Origin of the sequence: Streptomyces sp. WELS2, assembly GCF_013870595.1 — a bacterium.
Classification (GTDB): Bacteria; Actinomycetota; Actinomycetes; order Streptomycetales; family Streptomycetaceae; genus Streptomyces.
In genome coordinates, this window is the sequence record NZ_JACBWZ010000024.1 from 1 (window position 1) to 22,855 (window position 22,855).

The 22,855-nt window shown below is 66.5% G+C and carries 24 protein-coding genes; 14 read left to right on the top strand and 10 right to left on the bottom strand.

The window, feature by feature from the left end:
- Window positions 1-247 precede the first annotated feature (247 nt).
- Window positions 248-676 (top strand): Hsp20/alpha crystallin family protein, encoded by a 429-nt coding sequence (locus H5J33_RS03010; protein WP_181793227.1) that lies wholly within the window; start codon window positions 248-250, stop codon window positions 674-676.
- A 286-nt stretch (window positions 677-962) separates the two neighbouring features.
- Window positions 963-1,448 carry a DUF2267 domain-containing protein gene (locus H5J33_RS03015; RefSeq protein ID WP_181793228.1) on the top strand — a complete coding sequence of 162 codons (486 nt, stop codon included), beginning with the start codon at window positions 963-965 and terminating at the stop codon, window positions 1,446-1,448.
- A 64-nt stretch (window positions 1,449-1,512) separates the two neighbouring features.
- Here H5J33_RS03015 and H5J33_RS37090 read toward each other — a convergent pair whose 3' ends face one another.
- The 3 genes from H5J33_RS37090 to H5J33_RS03030 form a co-directional block, all read right to left on the bottom strand.
- Window positions 1,513-1,695 (bottom strand): hypothetical protein, encoded by a 183-nt coding sequence (locus tag H5J33_RS37090; protein WP_258564846.1) that lies wholly within the window; start codon window positions 1,693-1,695, stop codon window positions 1,513-1,515.
- A gap of 134 nt (window positions 1,696-1,829) precedes the next feature.
- On the bottom strand, window positions 1,830-2,045 hold the full coding sequence (locus H5J33_RS03025; RefSeq protein WP_181793229.1) for a DUF397 domain-containing protein: 216 nt from the start codon (window positions 2,043-2,045) through the stop codon (window positions 1,830-1,832).
- Window positions 2,046-2,891: a helix-turn-helix transcriptional regulator gene (locus H5J33_RS03030; RefSeq protein ID WP_181793230.1), complete on the bottom strand. Its 846-nt coding sequence runs from the start codon at window positions 2,889-2,891 to the stop codon at window positions 2,046-2,048.
- Between the two features lie 216 nt (window positions 2,892-3,107).
- Between H5J33_RS03030 and H5J33_RS03035 the strand changes: the two genes are divergently transcribed.
- The gene (locus H5J33_RS03035; protein ID WP_181793231.1) at window positions 3,108-3,740 is read left to right on the top strand and encodes an ATP-binding protein; all 633 of its coding nucleotides are present in this window, start codon (window positions 3,108-3,110) and stop codon (window positions 3,738-3,740) included.
- 23 nt (window positions 3,741-3,763) lie between these two features.
- On the opposite strand, the gene H5J33_RS03040 is transcribed toward H5J33_RS03035, so the two are convergent.
- Window positions 3,764-4,771, bottom strand: coding sequence for a helix-turn-helix transcriptional regulator (locus H5J33_RS03040; protein ID WP_181793232.1), 1,008 nt, complete (start codon window positions 4,769-4,771; stop codon window positions 3,764-3,766).
- A 345-nt stretch (window positions 4,772-5,116) separates the two neighbouring features.
- On the opposite strand from H5J33_RS03040, the gene H5J33_RS03045 reads away from it, so the two are divergent.
- The 4 genes from H5J33_RS03045 (at window position 5,117) to H5J33_RS03060 (ending at window position 9,762) form a co-directional block, all read left to right on the top strand.
- On the top strand, window positions 5,117-5,815 hold the full coding sequence (locus H5J33_RS03045) for a hypothetical protein (RefSeq protein ID WP_181793233.1): 699 nt from the start codon (window positions 5,117-5,119) through the stop codon (window positions 5,813-5,815).
- A 56-nt stretch (window positions 5,816-5,871) separates the two neighbouring features.
- Window positions 5,872-7,305, top strand: coding sequence for a hypothetical protein (locus tag H5J33_RS03050; protein ID WP_181793234.1), 1,434 nt, complete (start codon window positions 5,872-5,874; stop codon window positions 7,303-7,305).
- A complete protein-coding gene (locus H5J33_RS03055) occupies window positions 7,302-9,107 on the top strand; it encodes a DEAD/DEAH box helicase (RefSeq protein WP_181793235.1) in 1,806 nt (601 codons plus the stop codon). Before H5J33_RS03050 ends, H5J33_RS03055 begins: the two co-directional genes overlap by 4 nt.
- Window positions 9,108-9,198: 91 nt before the next feature.
- Window positions 9,199-9,762: an HD domain-containing protein gene (locus H5J33_RS03060; protein WP_181793236.1), complete on the top strand. Its 564-nt coding sequence runs from the start codon at window positions 9,199-9,201 to the stop codon at window positions 9,760-9,762.
- Here H5J33_RS03060 and H5J33_RS03065 read toward each other — a convergent pair.
- Together H5J33_RS03065 and H5J33_RS03070 are read right to left on the bottom strand one after the other, a co-directional pair.
- Window positions 9,750-10,217 (bottom strand): NUDIX hydrolase, encoded by a 468-nt coding sequence (locus tag H5J33_RS03065; RefSeq protein WP_181793237.1) that lies wholly within the window; start codon window positions 10,215-10,217, stop codon window positions 9,750-9,752. The two genes, H5J33_RS03060 and H5J33_RS03065, sit on opposite strands and share 13 nt — an antisense overlap.
- Window positions 10,204-10,977 (bottom strand): helix-turn-helix transcriptional regulator, encoded by a 774-nt coding sequence (locus tag H5J33_RS03070; RefSeq protein WP_181793248.1) that lies wholly within the window; start codon window positions 10,975-10,977, stop codon window positions 10,204-10,206. Before H5J33_RS03070 ends, H5J33_RS03065 begins: the two co-directional genes overlap by 14 nt.
- A gap of 95 nt (window positions 10,978-11,072) precedes the next feature.
- On the opposite strand from H5J33_RS03070, the gene H5J33_RS03075 reads away from it, so the two are divergent.
- The 6 genes from H5J33_RS03075 to H5J33_RS03100 all read left to right on the top strand — a co-directional run bounded on the left by H5J33_RS03075 (window position 11,073) and on the right by H5J33_RS03100 (window position 16,080).
- On the top strand, window positions 11,073-11,765 hold the full coding sequence (locus tag H5J33_RS03075; protein ID WP_181793238.1) for an HAD family hydrolase: 693 nt from the start codon (window positions 11,073-11,075) through the stop codon (window positions 11,763-11,765).
- 105 nt (window positions 11,766-11,870) lie between these two features.
- Window positions 11,871-12,773 carry a radical SAM protein gene (locus tag H5J33_RS03080; RefSeq protein WP_181793239.1) on the top strand — a complete coding sequence of 301 codons (903 nt, stop codon included), beginning with the start codon at window positions 11,871-11,873 and terminating at the stop codon, window positions 12,771-12,773.
- Window positions 12,774-12,834: 61 nt separating this feature from the next.
- Window positions 12,835-13,407: a hypothetical protein gene (locus H5J33_RS03085; protein WP_181793240.1), complete on the top strand. Its 573-nt coding sequence runs from the start codon at window positions 12,835-12,837 to the stop codon at window positions 13,405-13,407.
- On the top strand, window positions 13,325-13,987 hold the full coding sequence (locus tag H5J33_RS03090; RefSeq protein WP_181793241.1) for a bifunctional 2-polyprenyl-6-hydroxyphenol methylase/3-demethylubiquinol 3-O-methyltransferase UbiG: 663 nt from the start codon (window positions 13,325-13,327) through the stop codon (window positions 13,985-13,987). Before H5J33_RS03085 ends, H5J33_RS03090 begins: the two co-directional genes overlap by 83 nt.
- 10 nt (window positions 13,988-13,997) lie before the next feature.
- Complete coding sequence (locus H5J33_RS03095; RefSeq protein ID WP_181793242.1) at window positions 13,998-14,561, top strand: class IV adenylate cyclase; 564 nt, start codon at window positions 13,998-14,000, stop codon at window positions 14,559-14,561.
- A 166-nt stretch (window positions 14,562-14,727) separates the two neighbouring features.
- The gene (locus H5J33_RS03100; RefSeq protein WP_181793243.1) at window positions 14,728-16,080 is read left to right on the top strand and encodes a DNA cytosine methyltransferase; all 1,353 of its coding nucleotides are present in this window, start codon (window positions 14,728-14,730) and stop codon (window positions 16,078-16,080) included.
- Here the strand turns inward: H5J33_RS03100 and H5J33_RS03105 are convergent.
- Window positions 16,009-16,473 (bottom strand): very short patch repair endonuclease, encoded by a 465-nt coding sequence (locus H5J33_RS03105; protein WP_181793244.1) that lies wholly within the window; start codon window positions 16,471-16,473, stop codon window positions 16,009-16,011. The two genes, H5J33_RS03100 and H5J33_RS03105, sit on opposite strands and share 72 nt — an antisense overlap.
- Before the next feature lie 90 nt (window positions 16,474-16,563).
- Between H5J33_RS03105 and H5J33_RS38590 the strand changes: the two genes are divergently transcribed.
- Window positions 16,564-16,821: a hypothetical protein gene (locus H5J33_RS38590; RefSeq protein WP_220211893.1), complete on the top strand. Its 258-nt coding sequence runs from the start codon at window positions 16,564-16,566 to the stop codon at window positions 16,819-16,821.
- Between the two features lie 3 nt (window positions 16,822-16,824).
- Here the strand turns inward: H5J33_RS38590 and H5J33_RS03115 are convergent, their stop codons facing one another.
- The 3 genes from H5J33_RS03115 to H5J33_RS03125 all read right to left on the bottom strand — a co-directional run bounded on the left by H5J33_RS03115 (window position 16,825) and on the right by H5J33_RS03125 (window position 22,661).
- Entirely contained in the window at window positions 16,825-19,815 is a 2,991-nt protein-coding gene (locus tag H5J33_RS03115; RefSeq protein WP_181793245.1) for a Z1 domain-containing protein, read from the bottom strand.
- Window positions 19,816-19,865: 50 nt separating this feature from the next.
- Entirely contained in the window at window positions 19,866-21,416 is a 1,551-nt protein-coding gene (locus H5J33_RS03120) for an ATP-binding protein (RefSeq protein WP_181793246.1), read from the bottom strand.
- A 231-nt stretch (window positions 21,417-21,647) separates the two neighbouring features.
- Window positions 21,648-22,661, bottom strand: a complete 1,014-nt coding sequence (locus H5J33_RS03125) for an SEC-C domain-containing protein (protein WP_181793247.1) — start codon at window positions 22,659-22,661, stop codon at window positions 21,648-21,650.
- Between the last annotated feature and the right edge of the window lie 194 nt (window positions 22,662-22,855).

Below are 22,855 nucleotides of genomic sequence, written 5' to 3' on the forward strand. Positions count from 1 at the left end.
CGCTTCTTGGTCCAACGGGCGACGCCGTAGCCGCCGACGAGCCCGGTGGCGGCGACGACCGCGCTGGGAACCCTGGCCATGAGTGCCTCCTGGTAACCCTCGTTATCCGTGATGTCCGCCCCGAGGTTAACGCGCAGACCGGAGGGCGAAACGAATATGAGTCGAGGCTTGTCAAGTTTCCAGCGGAGAGTTATATAAGAAGCCGAAGGGCATCGCACGCAGCGCCTGAAGAGAGGAGTGACCTGTGATGCTCATGCGCACGGATCCGTTCCGTGAACTCGACCGGCTCGCGCAGCAGGTGCTCGGCGCGAACGCCGTGAGCCCGGCCGCGATGCCGATGGACGCCTACCGGTCCGGGGACGAGTTCCTCGTCCACTTCGACCTGCCCGGCATCGACCCCGAGACGATCGAACTGGACGTCGAGCGCAACGTCCTGAACGTCCGCGCCGAACGGCGCGGCCCCGCTCCCGAGGACGCGGAGATGCTGGTGGCCGAGCGGCCGACGGGCACCTTCACCCGCCAGCTGTTCCTGGGCGACACCCTCGACGCGGACCGCATCGACGCCTCGTACGACGCCGGCGTCCTGACCCTGCGCATCCCGGTGGCCGAACAGGCCAAGCCCCGCCGCATCCGGATCGCCGGCGGCGGATCGGACCGCAAGCAGCTCCGCGGCTGAGCCAGGCGGTCATGTCCGGTACGGACGCGTCCCGAGGCCGGAGCGGGACCCGGGACGCGCCCGGCCGTCTGACGAGGGCGCGCGACACGGACGCGAGAGAGGGCCGGACGCCCCAGGAGGCGGGTGACGGCAACACGCCGAAAAATCAGCACACACGTCACAACAACCCACACACCCCCATAGACACCACCCGCCGCTCTTTGGCCGAACTCCCGCTCATGCCAGCCGCGTTACGGGGTACCGGGTTGTCGGTGCCCCGCAGTGTTCCGGAGGAGGAGCCAGCACGATGACCGTGACCACCCCGCAGCCGAGAACCACCATCCCCGCCCAGACCCCTCCGCCCCGCCCCCGCACCCGGGACGCGGCCGAGGACACCGGCTGGCCGGAGCTGACCGAGGCGGTGCGCGAGGCGGGCCAGTACACGACCAGGGCGGAGGCGGAACGCATCACCCGCATCGTCCTGTCGGCCCTGGGTGGCCATGTGACGGGCGACGAACGCGTATCCCTGGCGCAGGCACTCCCGCGCGAGGCCGGCCGCGTGATCGCCTCCCAGATCCCCGCGACCCACCCCCTGACGGCCCGCGAGTTCGTCGACTCGGTCGCCACCCGCATCGAGGGCGCGACCCCCGCGACGGCCCGCTGGGACGTCAGCTCGGTCCTGAGCGTCCTCGCCACCCGAATCGGCGAACCCCTGACCACCCGGGTCCTGTCCCAACTTCCCCCGGGGTATGCCCTGCTGTTCGGGCGGGCGGAGCTGGCGGCGATGGCGTAGGGGGTACGGGGGAGCTGGGCGCCGCAGTGGCAATGGGCGGCGCCCACCGGAAGGTCCGGAGATGTCAGCCCTCGCTCCAGAAGGCCAGGGCCTTGCTGATCAGACCACGGGCGGCATCGCCATGACTGGCCGCACCGCTCACCCTGCGGAGGATCACCGTCGCGTAGGCCTCGGTCTGAAGCGTGCCCCAGATCATGCCTGGGACATACGCCTTGCCGTGCCGGGTCCGCTGATACCAGCCGATCACTTCGTCCTGGATGGCTTCCGTGCCGGCGGACAGCCGCTACCGCCAAGGGATCGCGCTGGTCACGTTGTCTCTCCTCACGAGGACCCGGTTCTGTGTTCCAGCCCCTGAGGGCGCTGCCGGCTGGCCGGATGCCTTCAGCGGTCCAGCGGCCCTGGCTGAGCCAACGACGCCACAAAGGAGAGCCAAGCGGCGGAGTGAACGGTGATGACCGGGCCGTCGGCGCACTTCGAGTCACGGACATGGATGCCGGTGCCGGCCTGCGCACACTCAACGCACTCGGTCGTGTTGCCACCGCTGTACGACGACTTGAACCACCTGGGCCCGGACTCGGTCTGAGTGCCGACGTACATTCACAGCTCCTTGAGGGCACCGTGGATCATGGCGGATGACGCTTCCATGTCCAACGCTTGTGCCTGAAGGTACTCGAACGCAAGTCTGTAGCGGCCCAGTTCCTCGTCCTTCTCCAGGAAGAGAGAGCCGGCGTGGAAGTCGACGTACACCACGTCAAGGGCCGGCTCGGGTCCGCCGATGATGACGAAGCTTCCCAGTGCCGCGGCGTGGGCCCCCTTGGCGAACGGGAGTATCTGGAGCGTGATGTGGGGCAACTCGTTCGCTTCGAGCAGCCGGCCGAGCTGCTCCTTCATGATCTGGGGCGACCCGACGACGCGGCGGATGACCGACTCGTCGAGGATCGCCCACAGCCGCGGCGGCTTCGGGCGGTTGAGGATCTCCTGCCGTTTCATGCGGATGTCGACCAGACGCTCGATCTCCTCTTGGCCAAGGGGCACTTCGTTGGCCCTCTGAACCGCAGTGCTGTAGGCCCTCGTCTGGAGGAGACCGGGTACGTAGACGCAGGCGAAGTGGCTCTCGCGGACTGCCTCGTCCTCAAGGGTGAGCAGCAGGTTCATGCTCTCGGGGATGGAGTCCGCGAAGGAGTTCCACCAGCCCTGTTGCCTGGCGTCCTTCGCCAGGCTGATTACGGCCTTCGTCTCGGCCTCGGTCGCTCCGTACTCACGGCACAGAGCCTCCACGACGATCCACCTGACCGGACCCGCCTGGGTTTCGTACCGGCTGACCGTCGCCTTCGAGACGCCGACGAGCCGGCCGGCCTCCTCGAGCGTCAGCCCTTTGCGAGCACGCAGCTTGCGCAAGGTCGCGCCAAGCTGGCGTCGGCGTGTGGTGGTTCGCTCGGACATTCGGCTCCTTCACCGTGATCCGGGTACGCGGCCCGGACACCCCTCAGGCTAGGGAGCGCTGAACCGGGCTCACTACCGGATTCACTCGATCGAGCTCGTGAGAAGTTGCATAGTGAGAGTTCTCCTATGCCATGCTCAACCTCAGACCGCTACGCACTGCAGCCGTTCGGATACGGCAGGCGCGGGCATGTGTGTGGCCTGGGAGGGAGGGTGCTCATGCCCATCTCCGGAACGACCGATGGCCAGCTGCGCTGTGTCTTGCCCTTCAGCGCAGCGGCAGTTGAGGTAGGCCTGCTGCGGCACACGGCCGCCAGGCAGTTGGCAAGGTGGGGGATGCCGGCGGTAGCCGACGAGGCCATGGTGATCGTCACCGAGCTGGCGGCAAATGTCGTCAAGCACGTAGGGGACGGCGCGGCGGCGGCGTTGGTGCTGGAATGGAAAAGCGACCGGCTGCGGCTGGAGGTCCACGACAGGAGCCCCGCCCTTCCAGCGGCCAAGAAGACGGAATGTGACGACGAGTGCGGCCGGGGCCTGCACCTCGTGGCTGGCCTGGCCGCTGACTGGGGCGTGATCCTGACCGCCGTCGGCAAGGCGGTCTGGTGCGAGATCCCGCTCGGCACGGGCATGGGCTGCCGTCGGATTGAACGGGCTGTCCACGTGCTGGAGACGTACCAGAGCGCTGGGGACGCTCCAAGACGGCAAGGGCGTAGCCGCGAAGCCAGCCTTGATGAGTCCGCAGTCGAGTTGATCGCCGACCTGCTCCGCTGGACCGCCGCCCGCGGGCATGACCCGGACGACTTCCTCGACCGTGCCCAGATGCACTATGAGAGTGAGACTGACGCCGCCTGACGGACGGGGGCAGTGCCGGCGCGTTACCCGAGCGCCGCTCGCAATACAGCGCCGGCGTCATCTGGCGCGCCTGCCTCATGCAACTCCAGGGCTACCGCCATCACGTCCTGCGTCTTCTGGTCCCGACCGTACACATGGATCAGGTCGTCGGCCAGCCGGTCTCGCCTCCGGTGTCTCAACTGCACGACGACCAGTGCGGTCTCGACCGGGGTCAGCAGTTCTGCTGTGCTCCGCTGGAGCAAGGTGAAGGCGAGGTCTTCCCGGCCGGATCCATCCAGGTCCTCGGCCTGTGCCACCAGTTGCCGTGCCGCCGACACGTCTCTCGCACTCAGCTGCCGGTCCCCCGGCCGCCGGGGGACCGGCAGCTGAGTGCCGGTAGGCGGTGCCGCCGCCAGACGTTCCCGCAGGCCGGCCTCAGTGGTGAGCTTTTCAGCCAGCTCTGCCTTCAGATCAGCCACGGTCACCTTCAGCTCGGCCAGTTCCAGTCGCAGTCTTGTCTGCTCCCTGCTGGCGGACCGCAACCGGGCGGCGAGCTTCTTCTTCTGCCGCCGGGCCTCCTGCTGCCGCTCGTGCGCCGCGCACTGTGGACAGGGTGCGTTCAGCTGCTGGACGAGGGTGTCGATTCGTTCGCCCATCGCCTGGCAGTGCCCGCACCCCTGCTGCTCCGCCAGGGCGCTGGTGTGGAGGCTCAGCAGTGCTTCGAGGGTGATGCCGACGTCCCGACCGCTGATGTCGGCGTCGGCGCCAGCTTCCTTGTGCAGGCGCTCGAGAAAACCCTGCGAGGGAATCCTGGTGTCGTTCAGATACCGCGACAGCTCATCAGCGGTGCAGTCCAGTCGTTCTGCCGCCTCTGCCTGCTTGAGGTGTCTTCTTCCTGTTTCTGTTTCCGCCGGTTCAACCGAATGCAGCAGGCGGCACAAGGCCCGCATCGCCAAGCCGAGCTGACGCTTCCTGGGGCGTACGCCGTCCTTGAAGGGCTTGCGGGGATCCAGCCAGCCGCCCCTGACCGGACCGCGTCCAGCTGATGACATGCGAATACCCCTCCCTGGGAGCGCTTGGGCGGCGTCCATGACGTCACCTCAAGCCTGGTCTGTGACCGGGCAATTGTGCCCCTACTCCGCCCCTTCTGCACCAGCCTTTCCTGCCATTTTTTGCGGGCTGGACTTGCTTATTGCGAGCAAGTCCAGCCCGCAAAAAATGCGCAGCCCGCGCAAGTTGGAAAGGGGCTGGACTTCCGTGCTGTTGTGGTGTGAGCTGAATGAGTCGCTGAGGAGCGGGGGGAGCGCGGAGACCGTGTGGCGTGCACTGTCAGTCGCAGTCGCAGCACTCTCCGGAATAAAAGGCGTGCCGTTGGCATGGAGTTCACGGAGGCGTTAATGGGAGAAATTCCGTCCTACCAGGACAAGAAGTTCGGAAGCATGGTCCGGGCAGCGCTGTGGCTGGTCTCCGTCGTGGGGGAGGGCAACATCTTCACCAAGGCCCAGCTGCGCGGGGCGTTTCCGGACGTCGCGCAGATCGACCGCAGGCTGCGGGACCTGCGTGACCACGGCTGGCGGATCGACACGAGCCGCGACGACCCCTCCCTGCTCCAGCAGGAACAGCGGTTTGTGACCCGGGGTGCCGATGTCTGGATCCCTGGCGCGTCCAAGGCGCCGAAGCACAAGTCCAGCCTGACCGCCGCCCAGCGGGCCAAGGTACTCCAGGACGACAACCACCTGTGCCGGTCGTGCGGCATCGGTGCCGGCGAAGCGTACGAGGACGGCGGAATCGAGCTCGCCAAGCTCAATGTCTCCCGGCGTAAGGTGCTCCAGTCTGACGGTACCGCCGACTACCAGCTCGTGACCGAGTGCAAGAAGTGCGGGACCGGCGGCGGGGCGGACCGTGAGGTTGACCTCGGGGAGCTGCTGGGCCGGGTGGGGAGCCTCTCGTCGGTGGAGCGGCGCCTCTTCGCGAAGTGGATCGACGCCGACCAGCGTTCGTTCAGCCCGATCGAGAAGATCTGGGGCACCTACCGGACGCTGCCCCAGGAGTCGCGCGCCGCCGTCGCGCAGGCCATCGGTGACTTGGCCGACTGAATCAGGACCGGCAACACAAGCTGACAGGACCGGCAACAGAAGGGACGGGGAAGGACATGGTGCGGGAGTTCCCGCCGCCGCCGCGCGCGGAGACGGTCAGTGAGCTGATCAAGAAGAGGCTGGAGGAGGTGAGGGCCGCTGGAGGCACCCGGGAAACCGTCACGGTCGACTGGAACGGGCAGCAGATCCATGTCGACGTCATCGACCTCCCGCTGAACGACCTCTACCTCAACCCGGGTACGCACAGGATCCGCGCCCAGCGCACCCACAAGCCCGACCAGGACCGGAATCTGGACAAGGACCCGTTCGGGGATGCTGGCCAGGAGTACCTGCGCAGCCTGCTCCAGGCCAAGCCCTCTGACCCGGACCTGCGGGATCCCGACTTCGACAAGCTGAAGGAGGATCTGGACAAGTTCGGCCAGAACGAGCCGGGGCTGGTCACCCACCACGGTGTCCTGGTGAACGGCAACACGCGTGCCGTCGCCCTGCGGGAGCTGGGCAAGCAGTCTATGAGGGTGGGCGTACTCCCCTCGTCGTTCACGCAGGCGGACATCGACGCCGTGGAGCTGGCGCTGCAGCTCCGTCAGGACCAGCGGCGTGACTACTCGTACATCAACCGGCTGATCGCCATGGAAGAGCAGGCGGCGATGGGCCGGACGCCTGACCAGATCGCCAAGGAGTTCCGGATCCGGCCGGCGACCTATCACCAGGAGCGGTGGATTCTCAGCACGATCAAGGAGCTGAACGACCGCAGTGCGAGCGGCGGGGGCGTCGCACTGAGGCTGGTCGACTGGGAAGGCGCTCAGGAACGTCTCAAGGAACTCCAGCGCCTGTACGCCAAGCTGGAGAACCTGGACCGGGACCAGGCTGAAATCGTGAAGGAGCGGCGCCTGGCCGCCATCCTGCTGAACTTCTCGAAGACGGACCTGCGTCATATCGACGAGACGTTCCTGAGGGAGGGTTATCTGGAGGAGGTGCTGCCGGCGGAGCTGGCCGACAGCGGGACGGCCGGGCAGCCCGAGGCGGTGTCCATCCCCGGACTGGACCTGGAAGTGCCGGCGGCCACGTCGGGCGTATCGGCGGCCCGGGCGTTGAACGACCGTATCCTGCGGGCGGCAGCTACTGTCCGCGATACGACCGCAGGGCTGCCCGACAGCGAAAAGGCCTCGGCTCAGGCCCTGCTCGATCAGGCCAGGGAAGCCTTCGACAAGGCGATTGAGAACGCTGGCCGTGACGCCCGGCTCCGCAAGCGCAAGCAGCTCGCTCCGGCCCGGCTCGCGGACGCCTGCGTCAACATCGACCAGTGCGTCATCGAGCTGGTTCAGGCCCGTACCTCGAACAGCCTGGACGAGGAGGCCTTCGACGAGGCCGTCCTCAAGCTCCGGGCCAGCCTGCGCAAGCTCGCCCAGCAGGCCGGGCGCGGGATCCCGAATCCCGGCGACGGTGTCTCCTGGCTCCTCGCAGCCGCCACCGCGGAGGGCACCCAGTGACGGAAACGTCCCTGCACCTCGGGTTCGACGACTCGCGCACCCGTGTGGTCCTGCGGACCACTGAGCAGTACCGGCAGGACCTCGTCCAGCTGGCCGGCCGGTTCCGTACCGGCGGCCAGCTGGGCCCCCTCTCCGCGTCGGTGGCTCTGGACGAACTGCTGGTAAACCTGGCGCTTCTCAGCAGCTGGCCTCACCCGGCCGGTGTCGACTGGGCCCCGGAACTCCGGAACCTCGTGTCCGGAGTGGTCAAGGACTCCAGGCTGGTCGAAGAGCGGCTGGCCGGCTCCGCGGCACCTGCGGAGGTTGCCGCCGACGACGTACTGAGCATGCTCGGAGACACCTGGAAGGAAGACCTCAACGCCTTCCAGCGCCGGGACGTCGCCAAGCTGCTCTCGCTCGGGCACGGCGCGAACTTCAGCGTGCCCGGCGCCGGCAAGACCCGTGTGGCACTCGCGGTCTATGCCGCTCAGCGGGCACGGGGCGCCGCCAGCAGGCTGTTGGTCGTCTGCCCCAAGTCGGCCTACGAGTCCTGGCGTTACGAGACCGCCGTCTGTTTCAACTACCCGCTGCGCACCCATGTCCTCGATGGCTCGCTGGACGAGTGGGCCGAGGTGCTCATCGTCAACTACGAGCGCCTGGACCGCTCGCTCCCGCTCCTGGCGAACTGGCTCAAGGCCGCCCCCTCGATGATCATCCTCGATGAGGCCCACCGGATGAAGCTCGGTGCGCGCGGCACGTACGGCGCCGCGTGCATGGCGCTGGGTCCGCTCGCCGAACGCCGTCTCATCCTGACCGGAACGCCCGCTCCGAACGGCGCCAAGGACCTGGAGAACCTCATGGGCTTCGTCTGGCCGGGCCACGGTCAGCGGGCGGTCACCAGGGCGGTAGCGGGGGGAGACCTCGCCTACGCGAGTACGGTCCTGCGGCCGCTGTTCACCAGGACGACCAAGCAGGAGCTCGGTCTGCCGCCTATGACCCTGCGGATGCGCTACGTCGACATGCCGGACCTGCACGCCGAGATCTACAGCTCTCTGGTGGGCGGCATGTCCAACGGAACCGCACGCGACGACCTCAGCGCGCTCGGCAAGACAGCGCTGCGCCTGCTGATGGCGGCGACTAGCCCGGCCCTGCTGCTGGAAGGCGCCACCAAGCACGAGCCGCTCGCCTACCAGCTGCCTCCGCTGGAGATCCCGGCCGGCAGTTCCCTGTATTCGCTGATGCAGAACCTGCCGGACTACGAGCTGTCCCCCAAGTACAAGGAAGCGCTGGCGATCATCGCCGAGAATGCCGCGCAGGGCCGTAAGACCCTGGTGTGGACGACCTTCGTGCGCAGCCTGACCACCTTGGCCCAGATGCTCGAGAAGTACAGCCCGGCTGTGGTGTACGGGGGCACGCCCGACCGGGAGGAGCAGCTGCGCCGTTTCCGTGAGGATCCCAGCTGCATGGTGCTGATCTCCAACCCGGCGACCCTGGGAGAGGGAATCAGTCTTCATCACGTGTGCCACGACGCTGTGTACGTGGACCGGGACTTCATGGCCGGCCGCTACCTGCAGAGCCTGGACCGGATCCACCGCCTGGGGCTCGCACCCGACACGGAAACCAGGGTCACCGTGATCGCGGCGCGCGGCACGATCGACGAAGTCGTTGAGGTGCGGCTGGACCAGAAGCTCGAATTCATGGGGAAGATCCTTGATGACCCTACGGTTCAGCAACTGGCCGATCTGGAGGAGGAGCCTTCCGTAGCGGCTGGCCTGGCGCCCGGTGACATTGAGGCGCTGCTCCGGCACATCGGTGGTGCGTGAGACGGGGCCAGTGTCGTGCCGGTGGGTTCACCGGCACGACGCCGACTGCGTGGCCTGAATGGCCTGGGGCCCTTCGGGGCAGGAAGCCGGCATGGCCGATCAGTTGACGGAGTGGGCGACGCGGGTAGCGGAAACCGAGCTCAGCGCCGCGCTTCCACGGCGGTGGGCGCACTCGCTGGGAGTGGCTGAGCGGGCGGTGGGTATCCGGCGGCTTCTTGGCGCGGACGCCGGCCTGCTGGCCGCTGCCGCCACGCTTCACGACGTCGGGTACGCACCTCGGCTGGCCGTGACGGGGTTCCATCCGCTGGACGGGGCAAGGTTCCTCCGTGACGGGCACGGGGCCGATGAGCGGTTGGTGAGGTTGGTCGCGAACCACTCTTTTGCCCTGCTCGAGGCCGAGGAGCGCGGCCTGCGGGACGAGTTGGCGTCGGAGTTTCCGTTGCTCAAGGAGCCGCTGCTGGTGGACGCTCTCGTGCACTGCGACATGACGACGACGCCCGACGGCGGCCGGACCAGTGCGCGCGAGCGGATCACGGAGATCATCAACCGGTATGGCGCGGACAGTGTGGTCGGCCGGTTCATCCGCCGTGCGGCGCCGGAGATTCTCGCTTCCGTGCGGAGGATCGAGGCAGCGCTGGCGGCTCAGCCCAGGTAGGGGTAGGCGCCGGCCAGGTAGTCCCCGATCTGCTGGCGCATGCTCGGGTGGATGTCGTACTGGTCGAGGTCAGCCGGCTGTACGAAGCGCACCCCGTCGGCCTCGTCGTTGATCGTAGGAGTTCCGCCGATGGGGCGGCCGATATAGGTGTTCTCGTACTGCTGGCGGATCTCTCCGTCGCTGTAGGCGACGATGTGGTTCGGGTTGGTGTAGACGCCGAGGAAGCCGGTGATCTCGGCGATGATGCCGGTCTCCTCCAGGCACTCGCGTACCGCACACTCCGCCGCGGTCTCACCGATGTCCTGAGCGCCTCCGGGAAGCGCCCACTGGCCGGTGTCGCGGCGGCGCTGGAGGAGGATGGCGCCGGTTTCGTCGACGACGAGCAGGTTGCTCGCCGGGATGAGGGTGTTTGCCTTCGGGGCGGCCGGGTCGTTGTAGTACTCAGTCCTGCCCATGGACGGCGGTCCTCTCATGGTCGGGTGTCCACGGCCGCGCGGCGGCCCAGACGGAATCGAAGCTCTGAGCGTAACTGTCGAACCACCCTGCCCCCTCAGTCCTTTTGAGGTGGAGCAGCGGGTTGGCGCTGGCCGGATGCCCCAAGACATGGGGATTGACCAGCAGGTTGTCGTCGTAGCGGAACATGGACGTGTAGAGGGTGGTGTCATGGAGGCGTACGGCGCACCCGGCCTCGCCCAGCAGGGGCCGGTAGTACGTCAGTGACGCCCGGATCTTGGCGGCCAGAGTGTCGCCGATTCCCTCTTCGCGGCCCCGGATCGCGACTGCCTGACCGTCCGGGTCGCCGAAGCACAGGCGTACCCGGACGCCCGCCGCGGCGCGCTCGGAGAGCATCTTGGCTACGTGGGGATTGGACTGCGCGAAGAACGTGCCGGAGAAGACGAGGACGCTGATCTCCTGCTGGGCCTCTCGCAGCAGCGAGAGCCAGACCTCCCGCGGCACGCTGGCCCGGTTCTGGTAGGTGGCGACCAGCCCGGTGCCTGAACTGTCACGCGCTTGGCCGGACCGCCGGGGCGGCGTCGGCCAGAGGAAGGTCTCCTCCACGCGCAGGTGACGGGCGGCGCGGAAGCGGTGCCGTGCGTGGGGAACACGCCCTCCCAGCCAGCGGCTCACGGTCTTCGGGTCCACCTCGCAGACCTCCGCGAGCGATTCCGGCGAGACACCGCGCTGCGCGAGCACAGAGTGCAGTCGGTCGTTCACAGTAGCCATCGAAGCGGGGCGCTGAATGATCACGCAAGGACGTTATGGGACGTTGTCAAGACGGCGGAGCGCCGCCGACTGCCTACCCTGGCGCCATGAAGCTCATCGTCCTGTGGGATATCGACCACACCCTCATCGAGAACGCGGGGGTCAGCAAGGAGATATACGCTGCCGCTTTCTCAGCGCTCGCGGGACGCGAACCGTCGGGGCCAGCGCGCACTGAGGGGCGCACGGACCGGCTCATCATGCGAGACATGTTCCTTCGCGCCGGGCTGCCGGTGCCCGACTGGCCCGCGATCGAGGAGGCTCTCACATGGGCAGGGCAGGAACGCCTGGCTGATCTGCGCATGCGAGGGACGGTTCTGCCAGGGGTCCATGAGGTACTGAAGACCGCTTCCGCGCGAAGTGACTGGGTTTCCTCTGTTCTGACCGGCAACATCGCCGCCAACGCGCAGCTGAAGCTGTCCGCTTTCGGCCTCGACGCACTGCTGGACCTGCCTGTGGGCGCCTACGGAGCGGATGCCGGACTCCGCCCTGAACTGGTGGCGGTCGCGCGTGAACGCATGCAGCGGCTTCGTGGCGTTCCGGCCGGTGTGCCCGCCGTCCTGGTGGGAGACACTCCCCGCGATGTGGAGGCCGCCCTGGCCACGGGGTCCGGGATCCTCGCGGTCGCCTCCGGTGTCCACAGTTCCGGAGAACTGGCCGCTGCCGGCGCCCACGAGATCCTGCCCGACCTGTCGGACACCAGGCGGGTCATCAGCGTCCTGGAGACCTTCGCGGCCACGTAAAACGTCCCAGGACGTCCTTGGACCGTCCCGGAACGCGGTGACGAGGTCCCCGCACGGACGGCCACCATCAGGGTTCCCACCAGGCAGTCAGCCGAAGGAGCCCATGTGATCGGGGAAATCACCGGGATCCGGAGAATCCGGATGCTGTATCTGCAGCTGCTGTACCGCTGCAACTTCACATGCCTGCACTGCTTCCACGGCAAGCGGCTTCAGTACGCCGACGCATTCACCGCCGGGGAAGCCGTCAGCCTGCTGACCCTGATGCGGGACGAATACGGAACGGAATCCGTCACCCTCCTTGGCGGGGAACCGTTCGCCCACCGGGAGCTACCGCAGGTCGTCCGGCACGCCAAGCGGGAACTGGGCCAGCGCGTCGAGATCTGCACCAACGGATACCGGATCGAGCGCCGCCTGACCGAGATCGCTCCTCATCTGGACCTGCTCCGGGTCTCCCTGGAGGGTGTCGGCTCGACCAACGACGGCATGCGCAAGCGCGGCAGCTACCAGAGCGCCCTCAGCTGTCTCAGCCTGGCGCGGGACCTCGGTGTTCCGGCCGGCGTGACCATGACCGTTACCTCTCAGAACATCAGCGAGGTACTCCCTCTCGCCGGCATCCTCGGACAGCTCGGAGTCCGGCAGCTGAAGCTCCACCACCTCCGTCCGGTCGGCAACGCCGCCGACCACCCCGAGCTGCTGGTCACGGATACGGCCGCTTATGGCCGCCTTCGCGAAGAACTGGCGGCAACCAGGCTTCCGCTTGAAGTGATCGTGGACGAGGACCTCTCCGAGCACGGCGCTCCCGACATCTGCCCTCCGTCCGGCGGCCCGCGCGAGATCGACCGCATCGAGGCCGACCCGCGCGGTGCGCTCACCATGTCCTGCAAGGCGGTCGGCAGGGACTCCCACGCGTTCTGGTACGAGAAGACCGCGAACCGCATCGTCCACAGGCCCTCCGCCACCGACGAGATCACGCTCCCGGTACCGGACGTGGTGTACGCCCGTGTCTGACCAGCCGAGGTTCGAAAGCCTGGAAGGCTTACGAGGCACTGGGAAGTCGACGATCGCCCCGATGCTCGCCGATGTCCGCCAGGCCGCCCTCGTCCCCACTGTGCCCGCCTTCTACCAGCCGCTCAGGCGCGAGATGGACAAGCGCACGAACGTCGAAGCGCGGATGTGCCTCTACCTCTCCGCATTGTTCACAGCAGCCGAAGAAATCCGGAACCACCTCAGAAACGGCGTTCCGGTTGTCGTGGAGAGCTACTTCGCCCGGTGCCTCACCAGCCACCGCGCCCTGGGTGCCCAGCTCGGAGTCACCCTGCCGGCCTGGATTCCCATACCCGTCACCTACCACCTCCTCTGCGCTGAGGACGAACGCCGACGGCGCCTCGCGGCACGGAACAAGCCGGTATCGCGATGGGACGCGCTGACGGAAACGGTCACGGACCGAGTGGCAGATGCTTACGCCTCGTTCCCGGCGCATCGCATCGATACCACGGGGCTCACCCCCGAAGAAGTCCTCCGCGTGATCACCGCCACCGATACGCAAGGAGCGCACTCCCGTGCAGACACAGAGCCTGTGGGAGCACACCCTCACCTTCTTTCCGCAGTTCCTCGCGTCCCTGCGGGAACGCGTTGCTCCTGACTCCACCGTCGTGGTCGTTGGTGCGAGCGACGGCAAGTTCGTGCTGCCTTTGGCCGCCGCTGGATACCGCGTAGTGGCTATTGAGCGCGATGCCGTCGCTGTCCACGGAGGTGAGGTACGCCTCCCGGGTGACAGTGAAGCGCACGCCATGGGGCTGATCGACCGGCTGAAGCTGGAGGAACTCCATGACCGTGTGCAGCTGATTGAGGGGGACTTCCTTGCAGGGGAGCCTCAGGACAGGCAGTGCGAGGCAGTCTGGACCAGTTGCTCGTGGCACTACAGTGCCAACCACCACCGCCCGCTCGCCGAGTTCGTCGACCGCATGCAGCGCCTGGTCCGCCCGGGCGGTGTGTTCGGCGCGGAGTTCATGATGCCCGTCGAAAAGCGCCATCACTTGGTGGAGCACTACACCTCTCCGGAGCGCCTGCGCCGGCACTTCCTCGATGACTGGGACGTGCTGCTCACTCTGCGCACGAACGAGTTCACTGAGGGGCCTCACATCGGCCAGCCGCACGACCACGTCCACCGTATGGGCCTGCTCCTGGCGGCCCGTACGTCCACCCTCACCGATCGTCTCTGAGAGAAGGACCATGAAGCACGAGTACGAGGCGAAGTTCCTGGCCGTTGACGTCGCCGGTCTGCAGGCCAAGCTGACTGCCCTCGGCGCCGTCCAGGCGTTCCCCCGCACGCTCCTCACCCGCAAGATCTTCGAGAACGACTCCCTTGACAGTGGGGCGTGGCTCCGTCTGCGGGACGAGGGCACCCGCTCCACGCTCACGCTCAAGCAGGTCACCGACGCCACGACCATCGACGGCACCAAGGAGATCGAGACCGAGGTCGCCGACCTGCATGCCATGGCCGATATCCTCCGCCGGGTCGGTCTCACCGAGGTCCGCTATCAGGAGAACTACCGTGAGGAGTGGCGCCTGGGAGAGGTCGCCTTCGACTTCGACACCTGGCCCGGCCTCCCGGCGTTCCTGGAGATCGAGGGGCCCGACGAGGCGTCCGTCCGGCAGGCCGCCGGCCTTCTGGGGCTCGACTACTCCGAAGCCCGGTTCGGCAGCGTCGACGAGATCTACAAGAGCGAGGCCGGCCGCGACATCCTCGCCGAACCGACTCTGCTGTTCTCCGACACGGACGAGCACCGCGGCTAGAGCGGTCGCAGTGGTGTAAACGCTCCGTGGCCTCAGCCCTGGTCCTCTCGGGACCAGGGCTGAGACAGTGGGACACTCGTGGGTGTCGAGTGCTCAGGAGCGAGCAAGTGATCACTGGTCTTCTGGGACACTTGACCCGGTTTGAGTCAATCCTGGAAGGAACACTATGAGCGCCAGCGGTCGTGAGCGTCCGCAGTTCGCCCGGCCACTGACCTCGGTGGAGATCTGCGCGGGCGCGGGGGGACAAGCCGTTGGGCTGCATAATGCGGGGTTCGAGCATCTCGATCTCGTGGAGTGGGATCCGCATGCGGTAGCCACCCTCCGGGCGAACGTGGCCAGCTGGCCGGGGTGGGGTGAGGGGCGGGCCGACGAGCTTAAGCCCATGGATGTTAAGGAATTCCTTAAGTCCGAGGTGGAAGCTGGAATTAGCATCCAGGAAGGGGATTTGGATCTCCTGGCTGGAGGTGTCCCATGCCCGCCGTTTTCGCTGGCCGGGAAGCGCTTGGGTAAGGATGACGAGCGCGACTTGTTTCCGGACGCGCTGAGGATTATCGATGAGCTGCGGCCACGAGCGGTGATGATTGAGAATGTCCGGGGTATTCTCGAGCCCCCGGAGGTTTTCATTGACTATCGCCGGGACATTCTCGGTACGCTGCGCGAGCTGGGCTATGTGATTCCTGAAATCAAGGCAAGCTGGTCCGCTGTAGAGCAGGACCGAGTAATGCGCAAGGTGTGGCGCCGGATTGACGCGAGCAACTACGGGGTGCCGCAGTTGCGGCCACGGGCCATCCTGGTCGTGATCCACAAGAGCGTGCTGAATGAGTCCGGTGTTGAGTTTGTGTGGCCATCCAAGCTCAAAGGCAAGCGGGCGACCGTAGTCGGGGAGCTTGCAGCCAGCATGGAAGCGCGCTGCCGGAAGTACTGGGACAAGAATCAGTACGGAGAGCAGGCGAAGCCGGGAGAGCGCACCGGGGAACAGGTGTATCTGGAGTGGCTGCGCAAGGCCACCGAGGCAGCGGAGCTGGGTCGGGGCGTTGCTCCCACGCTCGTGGGAGGCTCAAGGAAGCACGGCGGCGCGGACCTCGGGCCGACCAGGGCCAAGCGGGCCTGGGCGCAGCTGGGCGTAGACGGGATGGGTGTGGCCAACGAGCCCGACAAGTGCGATCCGGAGCGTGACCTTTTCCGTCCGTCCGGCCCCATGCTGACGGTGGAGCAGGCCGCGATCATCCAGGGCTTCCCGACAGACTGGAAGTTCCAGGGCCGGAAGACAGCTCAGTACCGGCAGGTGGGCAACGCCTTCCCGCCTCCCGTGGCGGAGGCGGTCGGGCGTGCTATCGCCGCTGTGCTGCGGCCGGAGCACCGCGATGAGCTGCTCCGCGACTACGAGCTCGACACCGCGGGTGCCGGTTCGGAAGCCCCTGTGACAGAACAGATGGTTTTCCCGGTGTCACAGGCGCCCGCCATTGACAGCCCTTCGGCGCCGCACAGCAGCGGCGATCTTGTCCGCGCAGGCGTCTGACGGCTCGTGCTCCCAGAAACGGAGCACGAGCCACCCGGCATTCTCCAGGCGCTGGTTGGTGTCCCGGTCCCGCTCAACATTGCGGAGTACCTTTTCCGACCAATAGCCGGAGTTAGTCTTCGGCGGGACGTAATGCTCGGGGCACCCATGCCAGTAACAGCCATCGATAAACACCGCCACCTTCGCCGGACCGAAGACCATGTCCGCCGTCCGGCGAAGGTCTGGCAAAGGGCGTGCAGCCACGCGATAGCGCAGCCCCCGGGCGTGTACCAATCGCCGGATCAGAGTCTCCGGCTTGGTGTCCCGGCTACGGATCGCCTGCATGTTGCGACGACGTGCCGCGGATGAGGCCCAGGAGCCTGCTGGTGGTTTCCACGGAAGCTCTTCGGACACGTTGATAAGCGTAGTACCGCAGCCGCAGCTGCCGTGACGTCGGTGCGGTGGCTGCTTGCCCTTGGCGCCTGATGACGGCGTGTGCCGGCTGTGGACGAGACCGGCTTCATCAAGATGGGCACCCGGTTGGCCGGGACGCGGCGGCAGTGCACCGGCACCTCCGGGAAGATCGACAACTGCCAGTTGGGGGCCTTCTCGGCCTACGCCTCCACGAAGGGGCAGGCGTTGATCGACCGGGAGCTCCGTAACTGCGGCTGCGGTGCTAGTTGGATCCGCGGGCCGGCCACCAGCACAGGCTGGTCAGCGCTCTGCTGGTGGCCGGCCGGATCGCGCACTGGGCCATCCTGATGATCAGGACGCAGGCGCCGGGACTGTCGCCTCGTCGCCGTGCCGCGAATTCCTGGCGCGGAAGCGGACCAGGCGCCGGTCAGAACTCGCTGCTGATGCCGGTGGGATCAGGGTGAATGCCATCACGATCTTTGACGGATCAGCCGCGCCGTTCCGGACTGCGGCCTGGACATCACTGTGGCTGTCACCTTCCACGACGGGGTACAGCAGCACCACGCCCGTCCTGGGGCTGACGCTGGTACCGCCACCAGCCGAATCGTGAGCCGAAGACGCCTCGTCGATCAGACGCTGTGCTGCGGTGCGGTGCTCCACGCTCGCGATACGGCCGAAGGACGTCTTTCCGGTCTGCCGGCTTCGTCGGACGAGGGACAGGGGAACCGAACCCAGGACGCTAGCCTCAACTCGCGTGTTCGCGGCCAGACGAGGTGAGATCAGCAGCCAGTCGTCCACCTTGGCGAGGCTGCCGTCGAGCTGGCTCAGGTACGTCAGATGAGGGTCGAAGTGTCCCGGGCGTTCCCATTCAAGCTGTGACAGTACACCGAGGAGATCAGCGTGGGAGATGACCCCAGAAAGCGCCTCAAAGGTCCGGGTGAGTGAGCTGGAGGTGTCCGGAGGGTTGCTGAAGGACATTGGCGTGGGGCTGAGCGCGTGAAGAAGCGGCCGCCAGCGCTCTGTGTTCCGCTTGAGCGCTGCGCTGCTCACTGGGTACGAGGCAGGCTCAATAGGACGTCCAGGCGACCTGATCTCAACCAACTCGGCGTTGAACATCTTGTTTCGGGCCGAGGGCCTGATCCAAGGAAGATGCTGTGCAACCAGAGGCGGAACCTGCGTTGGTGTTATCTGCGGCTTTCCGTCCACGATCACCGCATACTGGGCGAGCTGCTCACGGAAGGTCTCTTCGTCGCGACAGATCGCTTCGTACGCTTCATAAAGGTCGGCGTACTTGTCCCGGCCGAAGGGTTCCTCCCGGCCGATATAGAGGCGGATCAGATCCTGGTAACCGGGCCTGAAGCCGAACCAGCGGCCCATCTGCATCAATGTGTCCGCTTGCTGGGTGGTGCGCCGGTAGTAGGTGATGGTGAGACCTTCCACCGTGAAGCCACGGGACAGCTTTGTGCCGCCTACCAGGATCTTCCAGACATGCGGGGTCCGGTCGAAGTCGAGGTCCAGCTGGTCGAAGTAGCGGTCCGAGTCGCCGTTCACGATGATGACCGGCTGACCACCTGAGCCGATCCGCTGCCGGGCCGCGTTGACGTAGGGGCGCAGTTCCTCGTATGAGGAGGGAGCGGGAAGGTCCGCGGCCCGTGCCTCGCTCACCGGGGCGAAGTCTGACGCCCACAGCTGCGCAAGCCGCTCGTGACCGGCTGCTGAGCTGTAACCAGCCTGATGCCACATGGAATTGATGTCCAGCGCCAGCTCTGCGTGATCGTCCTTGCGCACAGACTCATGGACGAGCATGGTGTGGTGGCGGAACGGGCCGTCGGGGACACCATGGTCGGCCCGGTACAACTTCAGGGCGCCGGACAGTACGAAGGCGTCCATCGCCTCTTGGAGGCGGCCTTCCCCGGAATTGTAGATGTCCCGGATATGCGCCTTCTCCTGGGAGTTGGCATATGTGCGCTCCTCCCGGGGGATTGCGGAGTCCAGGTCGTGGAAGTCCTGGGCGCCCATATAGCCGGCCGGGCGCGGCAGAGAGATCAGGAAGTCGCTGGGGAAGAGATCCTCGTCATCGCCGGGATCGATGAAGACGTTGGCAAAGGGAGTAGCGGTGTATCCGACGTACTGCGCGCGTGGCAGAAATCTCAGGAGCTGGGAGACCAGTCCATTGATCGCAGTCCGCTCAGTGCGTCCCTGCTGCCACTTCTTCGGATCCAGCGTGTTGACGGAGGCCTGGTCTGACTCGTCATCGATGATCAGCGCAGGCAGTTCTGCCAGCAACCCGTGAATCTGTTTGAGATCTTTCACGAGCTTGGTCAGAACCGACTTATTCTTCTTCACCACGAGGATGCGTGCAGCCGTGTGATGCAAGTTCACGGGGTCGTGCAGCGGGCGGGCAGGCTCACGCTTTTCAAATTCAAGAGCGCGGATGCCCTGCGCCAGGCTCTTGTAGTCGTTGTCGCGGGTCGTCAGCCGCTCGATGTCAAAAGCCCCGAGCGCGGACGGACGCCCGCCATGCTGGACGAATGCGGGCCAGTCCTCGTCATCACCCACGTAGTCCACGCCTACGAGGGAGTCCAGGTCGTTGGGGTCGGCGCCGCGGAGGATATTCTCCTGACCGATCAACTCCATGTCGAGCCGGCGCTGGGTCTGGCGCCGCAATAGGTTCAGCGTGCCGCCCAGCACAATGACCAGTCGATAGCCCGCGTCGATCGCCTTGGCGACGACACCGGTAAAGTTTGCCGTCTTACCCGACTGCACGTACCCGACGACCAGGCCCTTCGCCTGACGGGCCGACGACTGCTCGGGATCAGTCAGCCGTTCGACGACGGCACGGCTTGCCTCGTCCAGGCTTGCGATCGCCGTGTCGGACCACCCCTTGGCGCGCAACTTCCGTTCGTACGCTGCCCAGTAGAAGGAGCGGGAAGCCGCCCGTTCCGGCGTGTACCAGGGGGAGAAGTCACGGGTGATCACTGTTGGGCCCGGGATTTTCGCCACAGGGATGGCGTCGTCCAAGGCCTTGCGTACGTCACTGCCGAACCGGAGACGGTCGTAAATGACGGCACGGCGTTCGTCGGTACGTGCGGGCGCTTCCTGTGCCCAGCGTGGTCCCTCGGCAAAGTCCCAGGCAGTGACGTGGCGACGCCACAATGCTATGAGTGCTTCGTCGTTGCTCACCAGATAAGAGTGAAACAGATCCTCGCTCAGATCCGCATCCGGATAATCATCCGCTGCGGCAACGGTGGCCCACTGGGCGAAGTTCCCGGGGCCGCTGCGCATACCTGCCAGTGCGGAGGTGTGGATCTCGAGAAGTACGGTGGCCGACGTGCCGCTCATGGAATTCCTCAGTTACGGTCATGAGGTGGGAAAAAAGCTGTGCTGCTGTGTCAGGAAGCCGCCTGCGCGCGTCGCGCGCGCTGAGCATCTACGGATGCCAGGAGGATGGTGTTCCAGTAGTCCACCTTGTCCTGGCGTCCCCGCTCCCAGCGTCCGAGACCGAAACAGTCTTCGAGGAGCAGATATAGCAACGTCTTGGTAACCGGGGCATCGTTGACGCCGCCCCGCCTGCCGTCGTTGAAGTCTTCGCGGTACGTTTTGTTGAGGATGACGGTGTTGCTAGCCCGGTCCAGAGCAAAGAACTGGTCAGGAGGCAGTGATCCCCAGGTGAAGCTGATCGGCTCTTCGCCGGCCTTCTCGGGAAGCTCTTCCTTGATGACGCGCTTGACCTTCGGATCGAGCCCTTTGCCGGGAGGAGTGACGGCCTTGCGAACGATTTCGGTGCGCCGGGAGCCATCCCGGTATGCGGCCTCAGCGTCAGCGAGGAAGTCGGAGAAGGTGTGTCCGGCAGAGTCCACCGCTTTTTCCACGCCAAGCGTGAAGGCCGGGGTGACCGTGACGTTTTCTTTCTTCACGTCCAGGCTCAGCACGCTGTTCGCACGGGCGGGCAGATCGACCGCGATCCGTGCGAGTACAAGGTGACCCTCTGGGTTCCGCAGGCCGTTCCACCCTCCCGCCTGTATCAGGCGGTCGTTGCGGTAGAAGTAAAATCCCTGCCTGGCGGGGAGTGAACCAATTTGCCGGAAGCCGGCCTGCTTGGACTTCGCGGGCCAGATGTGCGCAGTGAGCTGTACGTCACCTACGCCTTCCACTGGTGCCGTGAACTTCCGTGGGTAGCCAGCCTTCCCGGGAACCTTGTAACCGAAGGGGTCGAGCGCCTCCACGGCAATGTGGTCCACTTCCTCACCGAGACTGTCCCCGCTGCTCACATCCCACACGGCAATGTCGATTTTGAGGCCGTTCTGCAAGTAACGGTGCAGGTAGAGGCCGAGGTGAGTCTCAAGGCGGGCTATCGCCTTCGACAGGAACTGGTCACTCTGACCACGTCCGACAGTCTCAAAGGAACGCACGCCGTCCCACCGCACTACCGTGCCCTGCCACTCGATGATGCCGTCATAACGGTCCACAAGATCCTGGGCATAGCGCGGATCGACGGTGTCACAGCGGAAGCCGTCCTCGATGCCTTCCGCGGTGAGGCGGCGTCCCGCAGCGCGGCTTCGCTTGGTACGGCTGACCACGGTGAGCGATGAAGCGTGAGAGAGTGAAGCTGCCTTCAGGCCCGTGCCGTACATTCCAAGAGCGCCCTCACCGTAGTCACGGCGGCGGCCCACCGTCATGGCGGCATCGAGGCCTTCCTCGTCCATGCCCTTGCCGTTGTCGATGATGAGTAGCGTGAGGATCCGGCTCGCGTCACGGAGGAAGTGCACGACAACCTTGTCTGCGCCAGCATCAATGGAGTTGTCGATGAGGTCCGCTACGGCGACCTCGAAGCCGTAACCCTGGTTGGTCAGAGCCTTTCCGTATCCGGCATCAGGCGGCAAGCGGGTGCTACCGGTTGTCGGGACGTCGTACTGCCAGTTGGCGCCGGGCTTGTAGGGCATGCTTCCTCGAAATGCACAGGTCAGGGCATGCTGCCTTACAAGCAGCCCCCTGCAACGGTCTTGATGTGACCGTACTGCAAAGGTTGGACATAGAGGGAGTTGAACGCTGAACTGGGGGGATAAGTCCCCATTTACCGTTGGTGGTTCAATCTGCCGGTTTTCCTGAATGCCCGTTTACCGCATATCGGGGTGCAGCAGGCCCGGGAGGGGTGCTCCGGGCCCAGAGAAACGTCAGACGCCGTGACAGGCGTGGTAGGCCTTGGCGGAGCCACACCAACACCCCGCCCCCTCCCCCGGAGGCCAGGCCGCCGCTCGCCCGCGGGACGCCAGGGTGGTGGCGTACTGGGGGAGGAGGGTGGGGTCGGTCGGGGAGGTGGCTTCCGAGGCTGCGAAGGCCTCGTAGGAGGGGACCGTGCCCGTGACGATGCCCAGGTTGGGTGTGCCCGAGGAGGCCAGTTCGCGGAGGGAGGACTCTATGGTGGCCAGGTGCTCGGCGTGGGACGGGTACTCCGTGGACAGGGTGGGGTACGCCGTGAGGAGTTCGTCCAGTTCCGGGGCGGGCCAGTGCAGGACCGCCACGGGGAAGGGGCGGGACAGGGCCGCCCGGTAGGCGCCCAGTTCCGCGCGCAGGCGGGAGATCTCCGCCTCCAGTTCCGCCGGGTTCTCCGAGCCCAGCGACCACACCCGTTTCGGGTCGTGGAGTTCGTCGAGGGAGACCGGGCCGGTGTGCACGGTGTCCGCCAGGGTGTCCCAGTCGTCGTGCGGCAGGCCCAGCATGCGGCGGACGCGGTGGCGGCCGTGGAGGAGGGGGTGGGTGGAGGGGAGCGGCGCTTCCGCCGGGCCGGGGATCAGCAGGCGGGCTCCCTCCGTGAACGTCTCCGCCGCCGCCTCCAGCTCGTCGTGGGATTCCAGGGCCTCCGCCGCGATCACCCAGGGGGCCGGGTCACGGGGGGCCGTCGTGCGGATGCCCTCGATGATCGCCCTCGCCTCGGCCTCGTGGCCGTACTCCCACAGGTTCGAGGCCTTCAGGGCGCGGACCAGGGCCGGGTTGGCCAGTCCCGCTGAGGACGACAGCAGGCGGTCGTAGAGCGTGGTGGCCGCGGGGCGGTCGCCGGACAGCTCCAGGTGGGCCGCCGCCCGCAGCAGGAGGGTCTCGGCGTCCTCCGGGTACAGTCCGGCGGTCCGCTCCAGGCGGGCCGCTTCGGCGGCGTGGTCGACATTCTCGGCAGGCGTGTCGGGGCGCATGAGGGACACCGTACTGCCGGGCGCCGGGGAACGTGAGGCGCGCAGGGGTGCGACGGCGGACGTGGCCGGCCGCCGTCGCACCCGGGCAGGACAACCCGGCCGCCCGCGTGGGGGAGGGGAGGCGGGGTGGCGGGAACGGGGGCGGCCGGTCTCCTCAGCCCCTGCCGCGATGACCTGGGCCCGGCCAAAGGCGA

Coding starts and splice junctions, on each gene's coding strand:
- H5J33_RS03010 (WP_181793227.1), top strand. CDS start 248: ATGCTCATGCGCACGGATCCGTTCCGTGAACTCGACCGGCTCGCGCAG.
- H5J33_RS03015 (WP_181793228.1), top strand. CDS start 963: ATGACCGTGACCACCCCGCAGCCGAGAACCACCATCCCCGCCCAGACC.
- H5J33_RS03025 (WP_181793229.1), bottom strand. CDS start 2,045: ATGTACGTCGGCACTCAGACCGAGTCCGGGCCCAGGTGGTTCAAGTCG.
- H5J33_RS03030 (WP_181793230.1), bottom strand. CDS start 2,891: ATGTCCGAGCGAACCACCACACGCCGACGCCAGCTTGGCGCGACCTTG.
- H5J33_RS03035 (WP_181793231.1), top strand. CDS start 3,108: ATGCCCATCTCCGGAACGACCGATGGCCAGCTGCGCTGTGTCTTGCCC.
- H5J33_RS03040 (WP_181793232.1), bottom strand. CDS start 4,771: ATGTCATCAGCTGGACGCGGTCCGGTCAGGGGCGGCTGGCTGGATCCC.
- H5J33_RS03045 (WP_181793233.1), top strand. CDS start 5,117: ATGGGAGAAATTCCGTCCTACCAGGACAAGAAGTTCGGAAGCATGGTC.
- H5J33_RS03050 (WP_181793234.1), top strand. CDS start 5,872: ATGGTGCGGGAGTTCCCGCCGCCGCCGCGCGCGGAGACGGTCAGTGAG.
- H5J33_RS03060 (WP_181793236.1), top strand. CDS start 9,199: ATGGCCGATCAGTTGACGGAGTGGGCGACGCGGGTAGCGGAAACCGAG.
- H5J33_RS03065 (WP_181793237.1), bottom strand. CDS start 10,217: ATGGGCAGGACTGAGTACTACAACGACCCGGCCGCCCCGAAGGCAAAC.
- H5J33_RS03075 (WP_181793238.1), top strand. CDS start 11,073: ATGAAGCTCATCGTCCTGTGGGATATCGACCACACCCTCATCGAGAAC.
- H5J33_RS03085 (WP_181793240.1), top strand. CDS start 12,835: ATGCTCGCCGATGTCCGCCAGGCCGCCCTCGTCCCCACTGTGCCCGCC.
- H5J33_RS03095 (WP_181793242.1), top strand. CDS start 13,998: ATGAAGCACGAGTACGAGGCGAAGTTCCTGGCCGTTGACGTCGCCGGT.
- H5J33_RS03100 (WP_181793243.1), top strand. CDS start 14,728: ATGAGCGCCAGCGGTCGTGAGCGTCCGCAGTTCGCCCGGCCACTGACC.
- H5J33_RS03115 (WP_181793245.1), bottom strand. CDS start 19,815: ATGAGCGGCACGTCGGCCACCGTACTTCTCGAGATCCACACCTCCGCA.
- H5J33_RS03120 (WP_181793246.1), bottom strand. CDS start 21,416: ATGCCCTACAAGCCCGGCGCCAACTGGCAGTACGACGTCCCGACAACC.
- H5J33_RS03125 (WP_181793247.1), bottom strand. CDS start 22,661: ATGCGCCCCGACACGCCTGCCGAGAATGTCGACCACGCCGCCGAAGCG.